Origin of the sequence: Pseudomonas sp. PS01298 (assembly GCF_029959745.1) — a bacterium.
Taxonomy (GTDB): domain Bacteria; phylum Pseudomonadota; class Gammaproteobacteria; order Pseudomonadales; family Pseudomonadaceae; genus Aquipseudomonas; species Aquipseudomonas aylmerensis.
Window position 1 is genome coordinate 1 of the sequence record NZ_JASCPP010000059.1, and the last position, 14,632, is coordinate 14,632.

The 14,632-nt window shown below is 63.3% G+C and carries 18 protein-coding genes; 14 read left to right on the forward strand and 4 right to left on the reverse strand.

All coding sequences use genetic code 11. The features are described 5' to 3' along the window. The first annotated feature begins 465 nt into the window (after positions 1-465). The 10 genes from QMX97_RS19695 (at position 466) to madM (ending at position 8,117) form a co-directional block, all read left to right on the forward strand. Complete coding sequence (locus QMX97_RS19695) at positions 466-705, forward strand: DUF6124 family protein (protein ID WP_282397437.1); 240 nt, start codon at positions 466-468, stop codon at positions 703-705. Between the two features lie 276 nt (positions 706-981). Next, positions 982-2,652 (forward strand): malonate decarboxylase subunit alpha, encoded by a 1,671-nt coding sequence (mdcA, locus tag QMX97_RS19700; RefSeq protein WP_065904906.1) that lies wholly within the window; start codon positions 982-984, stop codon positions 2,650-2,652. Next, positions 2,653-3,486, forward strand: a complete 834-nt coding sequence (locus tag QMX97_RS19705) for a triphosphoribosyl-dephospho-CoA synthase (protein ID WP_282397438.1) — start codon at positions 2,653-2,655, stop codon at positions 3,484-3,486. Next, positions 3,486-3,785, forward strand: coding sequence for a malonate decarboxylase subunit delta (locus QMX97_RS19710; RefSeq protein ID WP_065904902.1), 300 nt, complete (start codon positions 3,486-3,488; stop codon positions 3,783-3,785). Before QMX97_RS19705 ends, QMX97_RS19710 begins: the two co-directional genes overlap by 1 nt. Continuing rightward, positions 3,778-4,617 (forward strand): biotin-independent malonate decarboxylase subunit beta, encoded by an 840-nt coding sequence (locus QMX97_RS19715; protein ID WP_106802403.1) that lies wholly within the window; start codon positions 3,778-3,780, stop codon positions 4,615-4,617. The genes QMX97_RS19710 and QMX97_RS19715 overlap by 8 nt, the downstream gene beginning before the upstream one ends. Continuing rightward, on the forward strand, positions 4,614-5,384 hold the full coding sequence (gene mdcE, locus QMX97_RS19720) for a biotin-independent malonate decarboxylase subunit gamma (protein WP_120450306.1): 771 nt from the start codon (positions 4,614-4,616) through the stop codon (positions 5,382-5,384). The genes QMX97_RS19715 and mdcE overlap by 4 nt, the downstream gene beginning before the upstream one ends. After that, complete coding sequence (locus tag QMX97_RS19725; RefSeq protein ID WP_282397439.1) at positions 5,378-5,974, forward strand: malonate decarboxylase holo-ACP synthase; 597 nt, start codon at positions 5,378-5,380, stop codon at positions 5,972-5,974. The genes mdcE and QMX97_RS19725 overlap by 7 nt, the downstream gene beginning before the upstream one ends. After that, entirely contained in the window at positions 5,971-6,870 is a 900-nt protein-coding gene (gene mdcH, locus QMX97_RS19730; RefSeq protein WP_282397440.1) for a malonate decarboxylase subunit epsilon, read from the forward strand. Before QMX97_RS19725 ends, mdcH begins: the two co-directional genes overlap by 4 nt. 67 nt (positions 6,871-6,937) lie before the next feature. Continuing rightward, entirely contained in the window at positions 6,938-7,351 is a 414-nt protein-coding gene (gene madL, locus QMX97_RS19735; RefSeq protein WP_064454526.1) for a malonate transporter subunit MadL, read from the forward strand. A gap of 1 nt (position 7,352) precedes the next feature. Continuing rightward, on the forward strand, positions 7,353-8,117 hold the full coding sequence (gene madM, locus QMX97_RS19740) for a malonate transporter subunit MadM (protein ID WP_058426582.1): 765 nt from the start codon (positions 7,353-7,355) through the stop codon (positions 8,115-8,117). A 17-nt stretch (positions 8,118-8,134) separates the two neighbouring features. Here madM and QMX97_RS19745 read toward each other — a convergent pair whose 3' ends face one another. Genes QMX97_RS19745 through QMX97_RS19755 form a run of 3 tightly spaced genes read right to left on the reverse strand, consistent with a single transcriptional unit; the run spans position 8,135 to position 10,202 of the window. Beyond that, positions 8,135-9,055 carry a LysR substrate-binding domain-containing protein gene (locus tag QMX97_RS19745; protein WP_282397441.1) on the reverse strand — a complete coding sequence of 307 codons (921 nt, stop codon included), beginning with the start codon at positions 9,053-9,055 and terminating at the stop codon, positions 8,135-8,137. Positions 9,056-9,093: 38 nt separating this feature from the next. Further along, entirely contained in the window at positions 9,094-9,636 is a 543-nt protein-coding gene (locus QMX97_RS19750) for a chromate transporter (RefSeq protein ID WP_282397442.1), read from the reverse strand. Next, the gene (locus tag QMX97_RS19755) at positions 9,636-10,202 is read right to left on the reverse strand and encodes a chromate transporter (protein WP_065904889.1); all 567 of its coding nucleotides are present in this window, start codon (positions 10,200-10,202) and stop codon (positions 9,636-9,638) included. The genes QMX97_RS19750 and QMX97_RS19755 overlap by 1 nt, the downstream gene beginning before the upstream one ends. Positions 10,203-10,405: 203 nt before the next feature. Between QMX97_RS19755 and QMX97_RS19760 the strand changes: the two genes are divergently transcribed. Continuing rightward, positions 10,406-11,023: a hemolysin III family protein gene (locus tag QMX97_RS19760; RefSeq protein ID WP_065904887.1), complete on the forward strand. Its 618-nt coding sequence runs from the start codon at positions 10,406-10,408 to the stop codon at positions 11,021-11,023. A gap of 23 nt (positions 11,024-11,046) precedes the next feature. On the opposite strand, the gene QMX97_RS19765 is transcribed toward QMX97_RS19760, so the two are convergent. Then, positions 11,047-11,949 (reverse strand): LysR family transcriptional regulator, encoded by a 903-nt coding sequence (locus QMX97_RS19765; protein ID WP_065904885.1) that lies wholly within the window; start codon positions 11,947-11,949, stop codon positions 11,047-11,049. A gap of 107 nt (positions 11,950-12,056) precedes the next feature. On the opposite strand from QMX97_RS19765, the gene QMX97_RS19770 reads away from it, so the two are divergent. Genes QMX97_RS19770 through QMX97_RS19780 form a run of 3 tightly spaced genes read left to right on the forward strand, consistent with a single transcriptional unit; the run spans position 12,057 to position 14,586 of the window. Next, entirely contained in the window at positions 12,057-13,298 is a 1,242-nt protein-coding gene (locus QMX97_RS19770) for a D-amino acid dehydrogenase (RefSeq protein WP_282397443.1), read from the forward strand. A gap of 10 nt (positions 13,299-13,308) precedes the next feature. Beyond that, a complete protein-coding gene (locus tag QMX97_RS19775; RefSeq protein WP_065904878.1) occupies positions 13,309-13,659 on the forward strand; it encodes a RidA family protein in 351 nt (116 codons plus the stop codon). Positions 13,660-13,683: 24 nt separating this feature from the next. Next, entirely contained in the window at positions 13,684-14,586 is a 903-nt protein-coding gene (locus QMX97_RS19780) for a transporter substrate-binding domain-containing protein (RefSeq protein WP_106802409.1), read from the forward strand. The last annotated feature ends 46 nt before the right edge of the window (positions 14,587-14,632 follow it).

The window sequence follows — 14,632 nt, forward strand, 5'->3', positions numbered from 1 at the left end:
GCGTTGGGCTGCGTAGCAGCCCCAAAACCTGCCAACTCGGTTTACCTGAAGCAACGCATTTATCGTGCTGGGGCTGCTACGCAGCCCAACGCGGGGCAAGCCCGCTCGCCACAGGAAGTGCTTTGCCTTGAGAGTTGTGGTGAGCCTTCGGATTTTTCCTGCAGGATTTTGAGCCTTGCATGAACTTGTCGCGTGCAGTCAGCGCGCCTAGTCTTCGTCCCGTCATCGCAAAAAACGGTGACACGGACGTGCAAGTCCGGTTACATGTCGGCGCACCAGCGCCCATAGCCATCCAACGGGCGTTTTTTATGCCTGCTGTATTCGTTATGGCGGCTGTGCGTGGGAGATCCCTTGGGGTCTGCCGGGGTCCGATATGCCCGGTCTTGCACACCTGCGCACGGCTGCCACCTTATTTGCGTGCAAGCGGAAGAGGGCAGTTTCCATCACATATCGGAGCTGTTAATCATGGTCAAACCTACCCCCAATCCGCCCCTCTTCACCGTAACCCCCCACCAAGACACCGAAACCCTGCTGGTCAACGCCAGCGAAACCCTGTCCTCCCTCAACGCGCTCACCTGCAACCTGGCCTTCGACCTGGACACTTCCCAGCGCGCCATCATGCTCGGGATCCAGCAAATGGCGGAGTTGGGGCTGTTGTTGGTTGATAGAGCGCTGGAGCAAGTCAGCCCTTCGCCGGTCTCTTGAAACGGTCCCAAACAGGGACCGATCGTTCCCTGTTTGGGACCGTTACTTAAAAAATACCACCGACCCAATGTGGGAGCTGGCTTGCCTGCGATGGCGCAGTATCAGCCGACTGGTCTGCTGCTGACACAGCGCAATCGCACGCAGCTCCTACAGGGGAGCTGTGTGTTTGCTGGTGGTCCGTTACTCCAGCCGTAACGATCCAGCGCTGAGCTTGATTGATGGCCCCTTCAATCACTCCTAAGGTACAGCCCACGACAGCAAACCCGTGGAGCGACCATGACAACGACAATAACCCCCGACTCGCGCTGGACGCGGCGGCGCGACGAGAAGCAGCGGCGGCTCGGGCTGGTCAAGCACTTTGCCGACGGGGCCGTGTTGCCCAGTGACAAGATCGTCGCGGCGCTTGAGGCGTTGATCCTCCCCGGCGACCGCGTGGTGCTGGAGGGCAACAACCAGAAGCAAGCCGATTTCCTCTCGCGCTCCCTGGCCAAGGCCGACCCGGCCAAGCTTCACGATTTGCACATGATCATGCCCAGTGTCGGCCGCTCCGAGCACCTGGACCTGTTTGAAAAGGGCATCGCGCGCAAGCTGGATTTCTCGTTCGCCGGCACTCAATCCCTGCGCATCAGCCAGTTGCTGGAAGACGGCCTGCTGGAAATCGGCGCGATCCATACCTACATCGAACTCTACGCGCGGCTGGTGGTGGACTTGATCCCCAATGTGGTGCTGTCTGCCGGGTTCATGGCCGACCGCGCCGGCAATATCTACACCGGTGCCAGCACTGAAGACACTCCGGCATTGATCGAGCCTGCCGCGTTCAGCGATGGCATCGTGATCGTGCAGGTCAACCAGTTGGTGGATGACGTCAGCGACTTGCCCCGCGTGGATATCCCCGCCAGTTGGGTGGATTTCGTGGTGGTGGCCGACAAGCCGTTCTACATCGAACCGCTGTTCACCCGCGACCCGCGCCACATCAAGCCGGTGCATGTGCTGATGGCGATGATGGCGATCCGTGGCATCTACGAAAAACACAATGTGCAATCGCTCAACCACGGCATCGGCTTCAACACCGCCGCCATCGAGCTGATCCTGCCCACCTACGGCGAGTCCCTGGGCCTTAAGGGCAAAATCTGCCGCAACTGGACCCTCAACCCACACCCGACCCTGATCCCTGCGATCGAAAGCGGCTGGGTGGAAAGCGTGCATTGCTTCGGCACCGAGCTGGGCATGGAAAACTACATCGCCGCGCGCCCGGATGTGTTCTTCACCGGCCGCGACGGCTCGATGCGCTCCAACCGGATGTTCTGCCAACTCGCTGGCCAGTACGCGGTGGACCTGTTTATCGGCGCGACCCTGCAAGTCGACGGCGACGGCCATTCCAGCACCGTGACCCGTGGGCGTCTCGCCGGGTTTGGTGGCGCACCGAACATGGGCCACGACCCGCGCGGTCGTCGCCACGGCACACCGGCCTGGCTGGACATGCGTCACGACGATGCGCCAGAAGCCTTGCTCGAACGCGGCAAGAAGCTGGTGGTGCAGATGGTCGAGACCTTCCAGGAAGGCGGCAAGCCGACCTTCGTTGAGACCCTCGACGCGGTGGAAGTGGCGCGCAAAAGCGGCATGCCGCTGGCGCCGATCATGATCTACGGCGACGACGTGACCCATCTGCTCACCGAAGAAGGCATCGCCTACCTGTACAAGGCGCGTTCACTCGAAGAACGCCAGGCAATGATCGCCGCCGTCGCCGGGGTGACGGCCATCGGCATGCGCCACAACCCGAAAGACACCGCACGCATGCGTCGCGAAGGCTTGATTGCCTTGCCCGAAGACTTGGGCATTCGCCGCACCGATGCCACCCGCGAGTTGTTGGCGGCCAAGAGCGTCGCCGACCTGGTGGACTGGTCGGGTGGTTTGTACAACCCGCCCGCCAAATTCAGGAGCTGGTAAATGCGCGCCCTCAAACTGCATGAACTGAGCCTGGCTGATCGCCTGGCAGACATGGCCGTCGACGCGTTGATCGATGAGGCTGACTTATCGCCCAAGCCCGCCCTCGTGGATCGGCGTGGTAATGGTGCCCACAACGATTTGCACCTGGGCCTGATGCACGCGTCGGCGCTGTCGCTGTGGCCGATGTTCAAGGCAATGGCCGAGGCAGCGATTGACGTCGGTGAAGTCGGCCTGCCCCTGCGCGAAGCCCTTGGACGCATTGGCCGCGAAGGTGAGCAAGCCATGCTCGCCACTACCGGCGGCGTGAATACCCATCGCGGTGCGATCTGGGCGCTTGGCTTGCTGACCGCAGCGGCGGCGTTGGAGCCGCGCGCCGTGACACTCACCGCGGCCAAACTGGCCTTGCTCAACGACCGCTACGCCCCGCAACCGATGAGCCACGGCGCCCAGGTTGCACAGCGCTTCGGCGCACGGGGCGCCCGTGAGGAAGCGCAACTGGGCTTCCCTTCGGTGGTGCAACGCGGCCTGCCGCAACTGCACAAAAGCCGCCGGCAAAACGTCGGCGAACAGAACGCGCGCCTGGATGCCTTGCTCGCGATCATGACGGACCTCGCCGACACCTGTGTGCTCTATCGCGCCGGCCTGGAAGGCCTGCATGCCATGCAGCGTGGCGCACAGGCCGTGCTCGATGCAGGCGGCAGCGCGACCCTCGCCGGTCGCCGTCAGTTGCATGAATTGGACCACCAACTGCTGGCCCTGAATGCCTCCCCCGGTGGCGCCGCCGACCTGTTGGCCGCCTGCCTGTTTATCGACCGCCTCGACGGAGCGTTGTGATGGAAACCTTATCCTTTGAATTCCCCGCCGGGCAACCGCCAAAAGGCCGTGCGCTGGTGGGTTGCGTCGGCTCGGGTGACCTGGAAGTCCTGCTGGAACCGGGTACGCCCGGCACGCTGACCATCGAGGTGCAGACCTCGGTGAATGGCGCCGCACTCCGCTGGCAGCATCTGTTCGAACGGATCTTCCAGGAGCAGACGCCACCGGCCTTGAAGATTGATATTCACGATTTCGGCGCCACCCCAGGCGTGGTGCGTCTGCGCCTGGAGCAGGGCTTCGAGGAGATCGGCCATGACTGACCTCACCAAACACAGCTTTGTCGAACTGGGCGCCCGGCAGCGGGCCAAGTCCTTGTTGGACGCCGGTTCCTACCGCGAACTGATCGACCCATTCCAACGCGTCATGTCGCCCTGGCTCAGCCGCCAAGGCGTGGTGCCGCAGGCCGATGACGGGGTGGTGATTGCCAAGGGCAGCATCGACGGAAAACCGGTGGTGATTGCCGCCATCGAGGGCAACTTCCAGGGCGGCAGCCTTGGCGAAGTAGGCGGCGCGAAAATCGCCGGCGCTTTGGAGCTGGCAGCCGAGGACAATCGCAAGGGCATCCCGACCCGCGCCGTGCTGTTGCTGGAAACTGGCGGCGTGCGTCTGCAGGAAGCCAACCTGGGCCTGGCCGCGATTGCCGATATCCACGCGGCGATTGTCGACCTGCGCCAGTACCAGCCGGTGATTGGTGTGGTGGCGGGCAGTGTCGGGTGCTTTGGCGGCATGTCCATCGCCGCCGGGCTGTGCAGCTACCTGGTCGTGACCCGCGAAGCACGTCTTGGCCTCAATGGCCCGCAAGTGATCGAACAGGAAGCCGGCCTGGAAGAATACGACTCGCGCGACCGCCCGTTTATCTGGAGCCTGACCGGCGGCGAGCAGCGCTTCAACAGCGGCCTGGCCGACCGTTACGTGGCAGACGATGTGACGCAGATCCAGCAGACCGTCACTGCATTGCTGCAACAAGGCTTGCCTGCTCAACAGCGCAGCCGTCAGGCCGAACATTACCTGGCGCGTCTCGCGCAACTGGACGCCACGCCGCAAATCGACGCGGCAACGGTGCGCGACCTGTATCAAGGAGAACGCTCATGAGAGGCTTGCAGTGGTTCAACGCATTGAGCGCCGGCGCCACCCCTGTCGACGGTTTGCCGCAGTCGCTGAGGGTTGCCGACGGTGTCTTGGGTGAGCAGACGGTGCGCTTTGTCGCCGTGGTCAGCGACCCTCAGAACCGCTTCCCGCGCGCCCGCAACGGCGAAGTCGGGTTGCTCGAAGGCTGGGGCCTGGCCAAGGCGGTGGATGAAGCCATCGCCCACGGGGACCAGCGTCCGATCATCGCCATCGTCGATGTACCGAGCCAAGCCTACGGCCGTCGCGAAGAAGCCCTCGGCATTCACCAGGCCCTGGCCGCCGCCGCCGACAGCTACGCACGCGCCCGGTTGGCCGGCCACCCGGTGATCGCACTGCTGGTGGGCAAGGCGATGTCCGGGGCGTTCCTCGCCCACGGCTACCAGGCCAACCGCCTGATCGCCCTGCGTGACCCCGGTGTGATGGTGCACGCCATGGGCAAGGCCTCGGCGGCGCGGGTGACCCTGCGCAGTGTCGAGGAGCTGGAAGCCCTGGCCGCCAGCGTGCCGCCGATGGCCTATGACATCGACAGCTATGCCAGCTTGGGGCTGTTGTGGGAGACCTTGTCGGTCAGCCAGATTGAACAGCCCACGCCGGACGATGTGGCGCGGGTCAGCGATTGCCTGGTCAACGCGATCAAGGATATCGACGGCCGCGATTTGAGCGGGCGTCTCGGCGCGGCGAATCGCGCCGCCTCCAGCCATGTACGCCAGCTGCTGCGGGAGCAATGGTGAACGCCCACGATTTGCTCTGGGGCATGACCCCGGCGCACGTGCCTGCCGACGCACCGGCCTGGGTGCTGGAGGCCGTCGCTTCTGGTCATCCGGTGGTGGTGCGCCGCGCCATGGCCGAGCCGGGTCATGTGCCCGTCGGCGTACGCGGGCGGTTGCGTGAGCAGCGTTATGCCACCCAGATGCCGCTGGCGGCCGTGCAGCGGCGCGTGATCCCCGAGGCTCTGTGTGGTGTGGTCTCGCCACGGGATTTACCCGCGCTGCGCGCGCTCGATCTGTTGCGGCCGGTGCTGGCGCAGCAGGCGTGGGGCGTCACGGGCAGCGCGGGTTTCGAGTTGGCCAGCGGGATTCAAGCGCTGCACGCGCAGAGTGATCTGGATTTGATCCTGCGTACGTCCGAGCGACTTGAGCGCGGTGATGCCGAGGATCTGCTGGCGATATTGAACACCGCACCGTGCGCCGTGGATCTGCAACTGCAAACCCCGTTTGGCGCCGTCGCCTTGCGCGAATGGGCAAGTGGGTCACGCCGCGTGCTGCTCAAGACCGCCAGCGGTGCACACCTTGTGCAGGACCCTTGGCAGGCCGTGGCATGAGCAGCCTACTGGTCTTCCCGGGGCAAGGCGCCCAACGGCCGGGCATGCTCCATCAGCTGCCTCTGGAGGTGTTGGAGCAGGCCAGTGAGGCCTTGGGCGAAGACGTCCTGGCGCTCGACTCGGCGCAAGCCCTTGAGTCGACTCGCGCGGTACAACTCTGCCTGTTGATCGCCGGTGTGGCCCACGCCCGCCTCCTGCAACACACCCCGGATTATGTCGCGGGCCTGTCCATCGGTGCCTACCCGGCGGCGGTGATTGCGGGCGCGCTGGACTTCGACGAGGCCATCAAACTGGTCAGCCTGCGTGGCGAGCTGATGCAAAACGCTTATCCACACGGCTACGGCATGACCGCAATCATCGGTCCGGCGTTATCCACAGTGGAAAACCTGCTGGCCGAAATACACCGTGCTGAAACGCCGGTGTACCTGGCCAATATCAACGCCGACAACCAGACCGTCATTGCCGGCAGCAATGCAGCAATGAAGCTTGTCGCAGAACGCATCCAGGGCAACGGCATCGCCAAGCGCCTGGCGGTCAGCGTGCCGTCCCATTGCGCGCTGCTGGATGCGCCTGCCCAGCGCTTGGCCCAGGCGTTCGGTGCACTCAAGCCGCCGCGCATCACTTACCTGAGCAGCACGCGTGCGCGGCCGATCCACAACCCCGAGCAATTGCGCGACGACCTGGCCTTCAATATGTGCCGCGTCGTCGACTGGCGCGGCACCGTGCAAAGCGCCTACGAGCGCGGTGTGCGCCTGCAGATCGAACTGCCGCCGGGCGCCGTGCTCACCGGCCTGTCACGCCGCGTGTTTGAACAAGGCACGGTGATCGCCTGTGAAGGCGCCCGCCTGGACACCTTGCAGGCCTTGCTGGAAGAGGAGGAGCGCCGCCACCGATAAAGCACCACCCAAGGCTTTCGAAGCACAAAAACAACAATTTCGATCGAGCACTTTGAGGACAACAACAATGATTATTTACGGTGTGGCATTGCTGGCGATCTGCACGCTCGCGGGCGTGATCATGGGCGACATGCTTGGCGTGTTGCTCGGCGTCAAATCCAACGTGGGCGGGGTGGGGATTGCAATGATCCTGCTGATCTGCGCCCGCCTGTGGATGCAAAAGCGCGGTGGCATGACCAAGGATTGCGAGATGGGCGTGGGCTTCTGGGGCGCGATGTACATCCCCGTGGTCGTGGCGATGGCCGCGCAACAGAACGTCGTCACTGCCCTGCACGGCGGACCGGTCGCGGTGCTCGCGGCGATTGGTTCGGTGGTGGTGTGCGGGTGCACCATTGCCCTGATCAGCCGCACGCACAAGGGTGAACCTTTACCCGATGAAGAGCCGCTGATCACGCCGACACCTGTCGTGGGAGGCCGCTGATATGTGGGATCTCATTGAAAAAGGCTTGGAACATAACGGCCTGATCACCGCGTTTGCCTTCGTTGGCGTGGTCATGTGGATTTCCGTGGTGCTGTCCAAGCGACTGACCTTCGGGCGCATCCACGGCTCGGCGATTGCCATCGTCATTGGCCTGGTGCTGGCCTGGGTCGGCGGCACGATCACGGGCGGGCAAAAAGGCCTGGCCGACCTGGCACTGTTTTCCGGCATCGGCCTGATGGGCGGTGCGATGCTGCGTGACTTCGCCATCGTCGCCACCGCGTTTGAGGTGCAGGCCACCGAAGCGCGCAAGGCCGGCATGATTGGCGTGATCGCCTTGCTGCTGGGCACGATCCTGCCGTTTATCGTCGGCGCGAGCATGGCCTGGGTGTTTGGCTACCGCGATGCAATCAGCATGACCACCATCGGCGCGGGCGCGGTGACGTACATCGTCGGCCCGGTGACTGGCGCGGCGATTGGCGCGACCTCGGATGTGATGGCGCTGTCGATTGCCACCGGGTTGATCAAGGCGATCCTGGTGATGGTCGGCACGCCCGTGGCGGCGCGTTGGATGGGCTTGGATAACCCGCGCTCGGCGATGGTGTTTGGCGGCTTGGCCGGCACCGTGAGTGGGGTGACGGCAGGCTTGGCGGCGACGGATCGGCGATTGGTGCCGTATGGCGCGCTGACGGCGACGTTCCATACCGGGCTGGGGTGTTTGCTCGGGCCTTCGCTGTTGTACTTCATCGTGCGTGGGTTGGTGGGCTGACCCCCGATAGCGGAGTGTCAGGCTGTCCCCTGCCGAGTGGCATACATCCGACACTCCGCCAACAACGCCAGCAAGTTCGGGTCTCTTTCCTTGGCCTTCAGGAACACCACGCCGATATGCTGCTGCAACCGATACCTGGGTTGCAGCGGTATCAGCTTCACGCGGTTCTCGTACACCGCCGCAATCCTTCCCGGCAGCAGCGCATAACCCACGCCCGAACTGACCATGCTCAACAGCGTAAAGATGTCATTGACCTGCATCGCCACCTTCGGCTCGAACCCCGCCTGCTTGAACACGCGATTGCCATCCTGGTGCGTGGCGAAGCCCTGGGTGAGGGTGATGAAGGTCGCGTCGCGCACGTCGGCAAGGTCGATTTCCCGCTCGCGGTCGAAGGGCGAATCGGCCGGGGTGGCGAGGAAGATGTCGTCGCTGAACAAGGCAATCTGTTCGCAGTCGGGGTCGTTGGCGTGCTCATCCAGAGAGATGAGGATCGCGTCCACTTCCATGTTCTTGAGCTTGTACAGCAGGTCGAAATTCGAGCCCAGGATCAGGTCGATATTGAGCTCGCTGCGCCTGATTTTGAGGCCCATGATCAGTTGCGGCACGGTCTTGACGGTCAACGAGTACAGCGAGCCAAGCTTAAAGCGCTCGGCGGAGAACCCGGCGGCTTCGCGGGTCAGGCGCACGCTCTCGACCACATCGGCGATGAGTTTTTGCGCGCGCTCTTCAAGCACGTAGGCGCTTTCCAGCGGCGTGAGGTTGCGCCCTTCGTGTTTGAACAGCGGGCAGCGCAGGGCATTTTCCAGCGAGTGAATGGCGCGGTGCACGCTGACGTTGCTGGTTTGCAGCTCGGCGGCGGCGCGGGCCAGGTTGCCGGTGCGCATGAACGCCAGGAAGATCTCGAGCTTTTTGAGGGTGAATTCTTCGTCGATCAGCATGGCCATGGGCTCTTGTTCGAATGCCGTCGATTGTGCCCCTAAAACCAGTTCACTCCCAGCCATGCGCTGCACAGGCCCAGCACCACGCCGAGGATGATCAGCCAGATCGCGTTCAGGCGCGTGTAATACACCACGGCAGCACTGGCCAGCGTCAGCACCAGGCTGGTGGCATTGTTTTCCAGGCTGTTCATCAGGATGTAGGTCGAGGCGAGAATCAAGCCGATGGAGAGCGGCAGCAGGCTGCGCTTGACGCGCTGCACCCAGGGCGTGCGGGTGTGACGCTCCAGCCAGCCGGCGCCGACGTAGGTCAACACCGAGCAAGGCACCAGTTTGGCGGCCAGCGCCACCAGCGCGCCGGGCAACCCTGCCGCCTGCTGGCCGATAAATACCAGGAACATGCCGTTCGGCCCCGGCAGCGCCTGGGACAGGGCGAAGAACGCGACGAATTGCGCGTCGGTGACCCAGTTCATGTCAGTGACGGCGTAGCGGTGGATATCACTGATGGCCACGGTATTGCCGCCAATCGACATCAACGACCACAGCGCGCATTGGATCATCAGGTGCAGCAGCACGGTTTGCATCAGCCGGCCACCTTGTGTGTGCTGACAAAACTCAGGGCCAGCGAGCTGGGGATGCAGATCAGCAGCACCATCCATAGCGGCAGCACGAAAACCGCCATCAGCACGAAAGTCAGCACGAACGCGCTGTAGTTGGCGAGGGTGCGAGGCATGGCCTTGAGCAGGCGCAGGGTGGTACCGAGCATCAGCCCGGTGGCGATCGGCATCACGGCGCCGAAGATCTGCTGCACCACCTCGTTGCTCCACCACTTGGCGTAGGCGAAACCGGCGAACACGGTGATCAGCGAGGGGAACAGGTACAGCCCGCAGACGGTCACAATCGCACCCGGCAAGCCATGCAGGCGCCGGCCGTAGATGATGCCGACGTTGGCGATGTTGGGGCCGGGGAAGAACTGGCCGGTGGTCAGCAGCTCATTGAAGCCTTGCTCGCTGACCCAGCGGCGGCGGTCGACCATCATCTGCCGCGCCCAAGGCATCACGCCGCCAAAGCCGAACAGGCCGACCATGGCGAAGTTGTAAAACAATTGCCATAGGCTGGGTTGCGGCATGTCGGGTTCAAGCTCAGGCATTGTCGATACCATTGGGGGCAGGTGCACCCTTGCAGGGGCCGGCTTGCCGGCGATGAGGCCCTTGAGCCCTGTGCCGGCAAGGACGGTGTGAATCATCCGATGGGCAGCGGTGTCAGGGCAAATGAAGAAAGGTTGTTACCCGATAGTGAGTGACTGCGGTCAGAATGCTCAAGGTGATAACGGTTATTCGAGGTGAGTGACACATGTATCACGGGGAACGATTCAACGCCTGGAGCCATTTGCTCGGGGCGGTTGCAGCTTTTGTCGGTGCGGTATGGATGTTGGTGGTGGCGAGCCTGGACGGCAGCCCCTGGAAAATCGTCAGCGTGGCCATTTACGGCTTTACCCTGCTGGTGCTGTACAGCGCGTCCACCGTGTACCACAGCGTGCAGGGGCGACGGAAAGAGATCATGCAGAAGGTCGATCACTTCTCGATCTACCTATTGATTGCCGGCAGCTATACGCCGTTCTGCCTGGTCACGCTGCGCGGGCCATGGGGCTGGACGCTGTTCGGGATTGTGTGGGGGCTGGCGGTGATCGGCATCCTGCAGGAGATCAAGCCGCGTTCCGAGGCGCGCATCCTGTCGATCGTGATCTACGCGGTGATGGGCTGGATCGTGCTGGTGGCGGTCAAGCCGCTGCTCGCCGCGCTGGGCACGGCGGGGTTCGCCTGGCTGGCGTCGGGCGGAGTGCTGTATACCGTGGGCATCATCTTTTTTGCCCTGGAGGATCGCCTGCGGCATTCCCATGGCATCTGGCACCTGTTCGTGATCGGCGGCAGCCTGCTGCATTTTGTGGCGATCATGCACTACGTGCTGTGACCGTCACTTGCCGGCGATTACGCTTACAGGCGTTCCAGTAGCTCGCGGGCACGCTTGCCGAAAATCTGCAGCAGGTTTGCCAGCATGTGCGGCGGCGGTTCGTCGGCGCGGGTGAGGGCGTACAAGGTGATCGGCAAGGGCGGCGTGAGCGTGCGGATGCGCGTGGTGGCGGTCGAGGCTCCCAGCGCGGTGAAGGGGTCGATCACCGTGAGGCCGGCGCCGGATTCCACCATGGCGCGGGCCAGCGAATAGGTTTGCACCGAGATCGTCACCTGGGGCGGCGGGTCGACGTTTTCCAGGTAACTGTCGAGTTTCGCGGCCAGCGGGTCGGCGCTGGACAGCCCGATCAGCGGCGCTCCCGCCAGGTCGGCGAGCGGCAGCGGCTGGCGGGTTTCAGCCTCGGACCAATAGCCTTTGGACGCCAGCGCCACCAGCACGCCATTGGCCAACACCTGGGTGGTCAACCCCGGATGGCCGGAGAAGTTGAGCGTCAATGCCAGGTCGATCTCGCGCATCAACAGTTTCTGCACCAGCTCGCGGCTGTGGTCGCTGGACAGTTCGCAGGCGATGTCCGGGTAATCGTGCTTCCACTCCAGAATCGCCGGCGGCAGCAGCGACAGCGCCAGGGCCGGGATCGCGCCAATGCGCACACTTTGGCCCGGCTCGCGGCGCAAGCTCTTGGCCAGGCGTCGCACGCCTTGCAGGCTCTGGGTGACTTTTTCCACTTCGCTTTCGAGCGCCAGGGCTTCCGGCGTGGGTTGCAGCTTGCCGCGCACCCGCAGGAACAGCGGAAAGCCCAATTGTAACTCCGCGTGTTGCAACACCTTGGTCACGGCCGGTTGCGACACATGCAGCAACTGCGCGGCAGCGCTGATGGAGCCGGTCTGGCGGATGGCCTGGAAGATCTCGATATGACGCAAGCGCATGGCGTGTCCATAACCTTTGTTTATAGGTGACCCATCTTTATTCATTGTCGGTGGCCTGTCACCTGCCCCTAGGCTTGAGCCTTCTTATTCAACGGCTGGGGGCTGGCATGACCAGGCAGGTTTGCATCATCGGTGGAGGGGTTATCGGCCTGGCGAGTGCCTACGCGTTGGTGCGCGCCGGCCATGAAGTGACGGTGATCGAGGCACGCGACAGCCTGGGCAGCGAAACCAGTTTTGCCAATGGTGGGCAGTTGTCCTACCGCTACGTCGCCCCGCTGGCAGACGCCGGCGTGCCGCTGCAGGCGATTGGCTGGTTGCTGCGCGGCGATTCGCCGCTCAAGCTGCGTCCGCGCCTGGACCCCCAGCAATGGCGCTGGATGGCGGCCTTCATCGGCGCCTGCCGCGGCTCGGTGAACAAACGCAACGCCGCGCACTTGCTGCGCCTGGCGAGCCTGAGCCAATCCACCTTGCAGCAATGGCGCGTCGATGACGGCCTGGACGGTTTCGACTGGCGACGCAACGGCAAGCTGGTGACTTTTCGCAATGCCGACACCTTCGAGCGGGCGCGCAGCAAGGTCACCGACGTCCTTCAGCAGCAGGTGCTGTCGGCGGTAGATTGTGCGCGCCTGGAGCCGACACTCGCGGCAGGTGGGTTTGTCGGCGGCATCTACACGCCCAACGAGGAAGTGGCGGACTGTCATGCCTTCTGCCAGCAGTTGGCGGCGCGTCTTCAAGCGTCGGGGCGCTGTACCTTCATGCTGGGGCGCAAGGTCACCGGGATCCTGCATGCCGACGGTGCGGTACAGGCTATCGAACTGGGCGGCGAAGTGATGCCGGTGCAGCAATTAGTGCTGGCTGCCGGGCATCGCAGTGCCGAATTGGCGTTGCCGGGCTTGTCACTGCCGCTGTACCCGCTCAAGGGCTACAGCCTGAGCGTGCCGATTGGCGCGCAGCACCGCGCGCCGAACGTGAGCATCACCGACTACGACCGCAAGATTGTCTACGCGCGCATCGGCGAACAACTGCGGGTGGCGGCGATGGTGGATATCGTCGGCTTCGACGCCAGTCTCGAGCCCAAGCGCCTGGCACTGATCAAGCGCCAGGCAATTGAGACATTTCCTACAGCTGGCGACTACACGCATGCGCTGGAATGGGCCGGCATGCGCCCGGCTACCCCGACCGGCGTGCCGCTGATTGGCGCCAGCCTCTATCGCAACCTGTGGCTGAACCTGGGCCACGGTGCCCTGGGCTTTACCCTGGCGTGCGGCAGCGGCCAATTGCTCGCCGAGTTGATCGGCCAACACGTCCCTTCCATTGATATGCAGGGCCTGGCGCCCCGCGCCGCATAAGGATGCACCCATGACCATCACGCGAATCAGCAGCAACGAACGACTGTCCGGCGCCGTCACCTTCAAGGACCTGGTATTCCTCTCGGGCCAGGTGCCGGGCGAGGGTGTCGACGTGGCGACCCAGACCCGCGAAGTGCTGGCGAAGATCGACGGGCTGCTGGCCCAGGCCGGCAGTGACAAGGATCATGTCTTGAATGCGACCATTTACTTGAAAGATATCGGCAACGGTTTCGCCCCAATGAATGATGTGTGGTCTGCCTGGCTGTCGCCGGGCATGGCGCCGACGCGCACCACCTTGCAGGCGGAATTGGCGCGACCGAGTGTGCTGGTGGAAATCAGCGTGATTGCTGTCCGTAAATAACTCAAAGACCAACGGAGAATAACAATGAAAAAAATCCTGTTGACCGGTTGCACCCTGGGGCTGTTGCTGGGGGCGCAGGCCCATGCCAATCAAGCGCCGCTGGACGGCACGCTGGGCAAGATCGCCAGTGCCAAGTCGATCACCCTGGGCTATCGCGATGCGTCGGTGCCGTTTTCCTACGTGGGGGATAGCAGTGGCAAGCCCATGGGGTATTCGGTGGACCTGGCGAGCAAGATCGTCGAGCGCATCGAGGAGAAAACCGGGGTGGCCGATCTCAAGGTGAAATACAACCTGGTGACTTCCCAGACGCGTATCCCGCTGGTACAGAACGGCACCGTCGACCTCGAATGCGGCTCCACCGGGGTGACTGCAGAGCGCCAGCAACAGGTGGCATTTTCCTACGGATTTATCTACGTGAAGGGTCAGTTGCTGACCGCCAAGGACAGCGGTATCCAGGGCTTTGACGACCTCAAGGGCAAAAACGTGGTGACCACCGCCGGTACCACCAACGAGCGGTTTCTCAAGAACTACAACGCCGAGCACAAGACCAATATGTTCGTGATCAGCGCCAAGGACCACGGCGAGGCGTTCAAGATGCTCGAGACCGGTCGCGCAGCGGCGTTCTATATGGACGATGCGCTGCTCTACGGTGAGCGCGCCAAGGCCAGGGATCCGCACAAATGGGTGGTGGTCGGCAAAGAGCAGTCGCGGGAAATCTACAGCTGCATGGTGCGCAAGGGCGACCCGCAGTTTCTCGCGGTGGTCAATGAGGCACTGGGCGACCTGTACCGCTCGGGGGCGATCAACGGGATTTACCAGCGTTGGTTTGAACAGCCGATTCCGCCCAAGGGCTTGAACCTGGAGTTCCCGATGACCAGCGAGTTGAAGGCGATCATTGCCACGCCGGTGAGTGACCCGGTGGAGTGATCACCTGATCAATCGTAAGCGCTGGCGTGCCGGCGCTTACATTGGA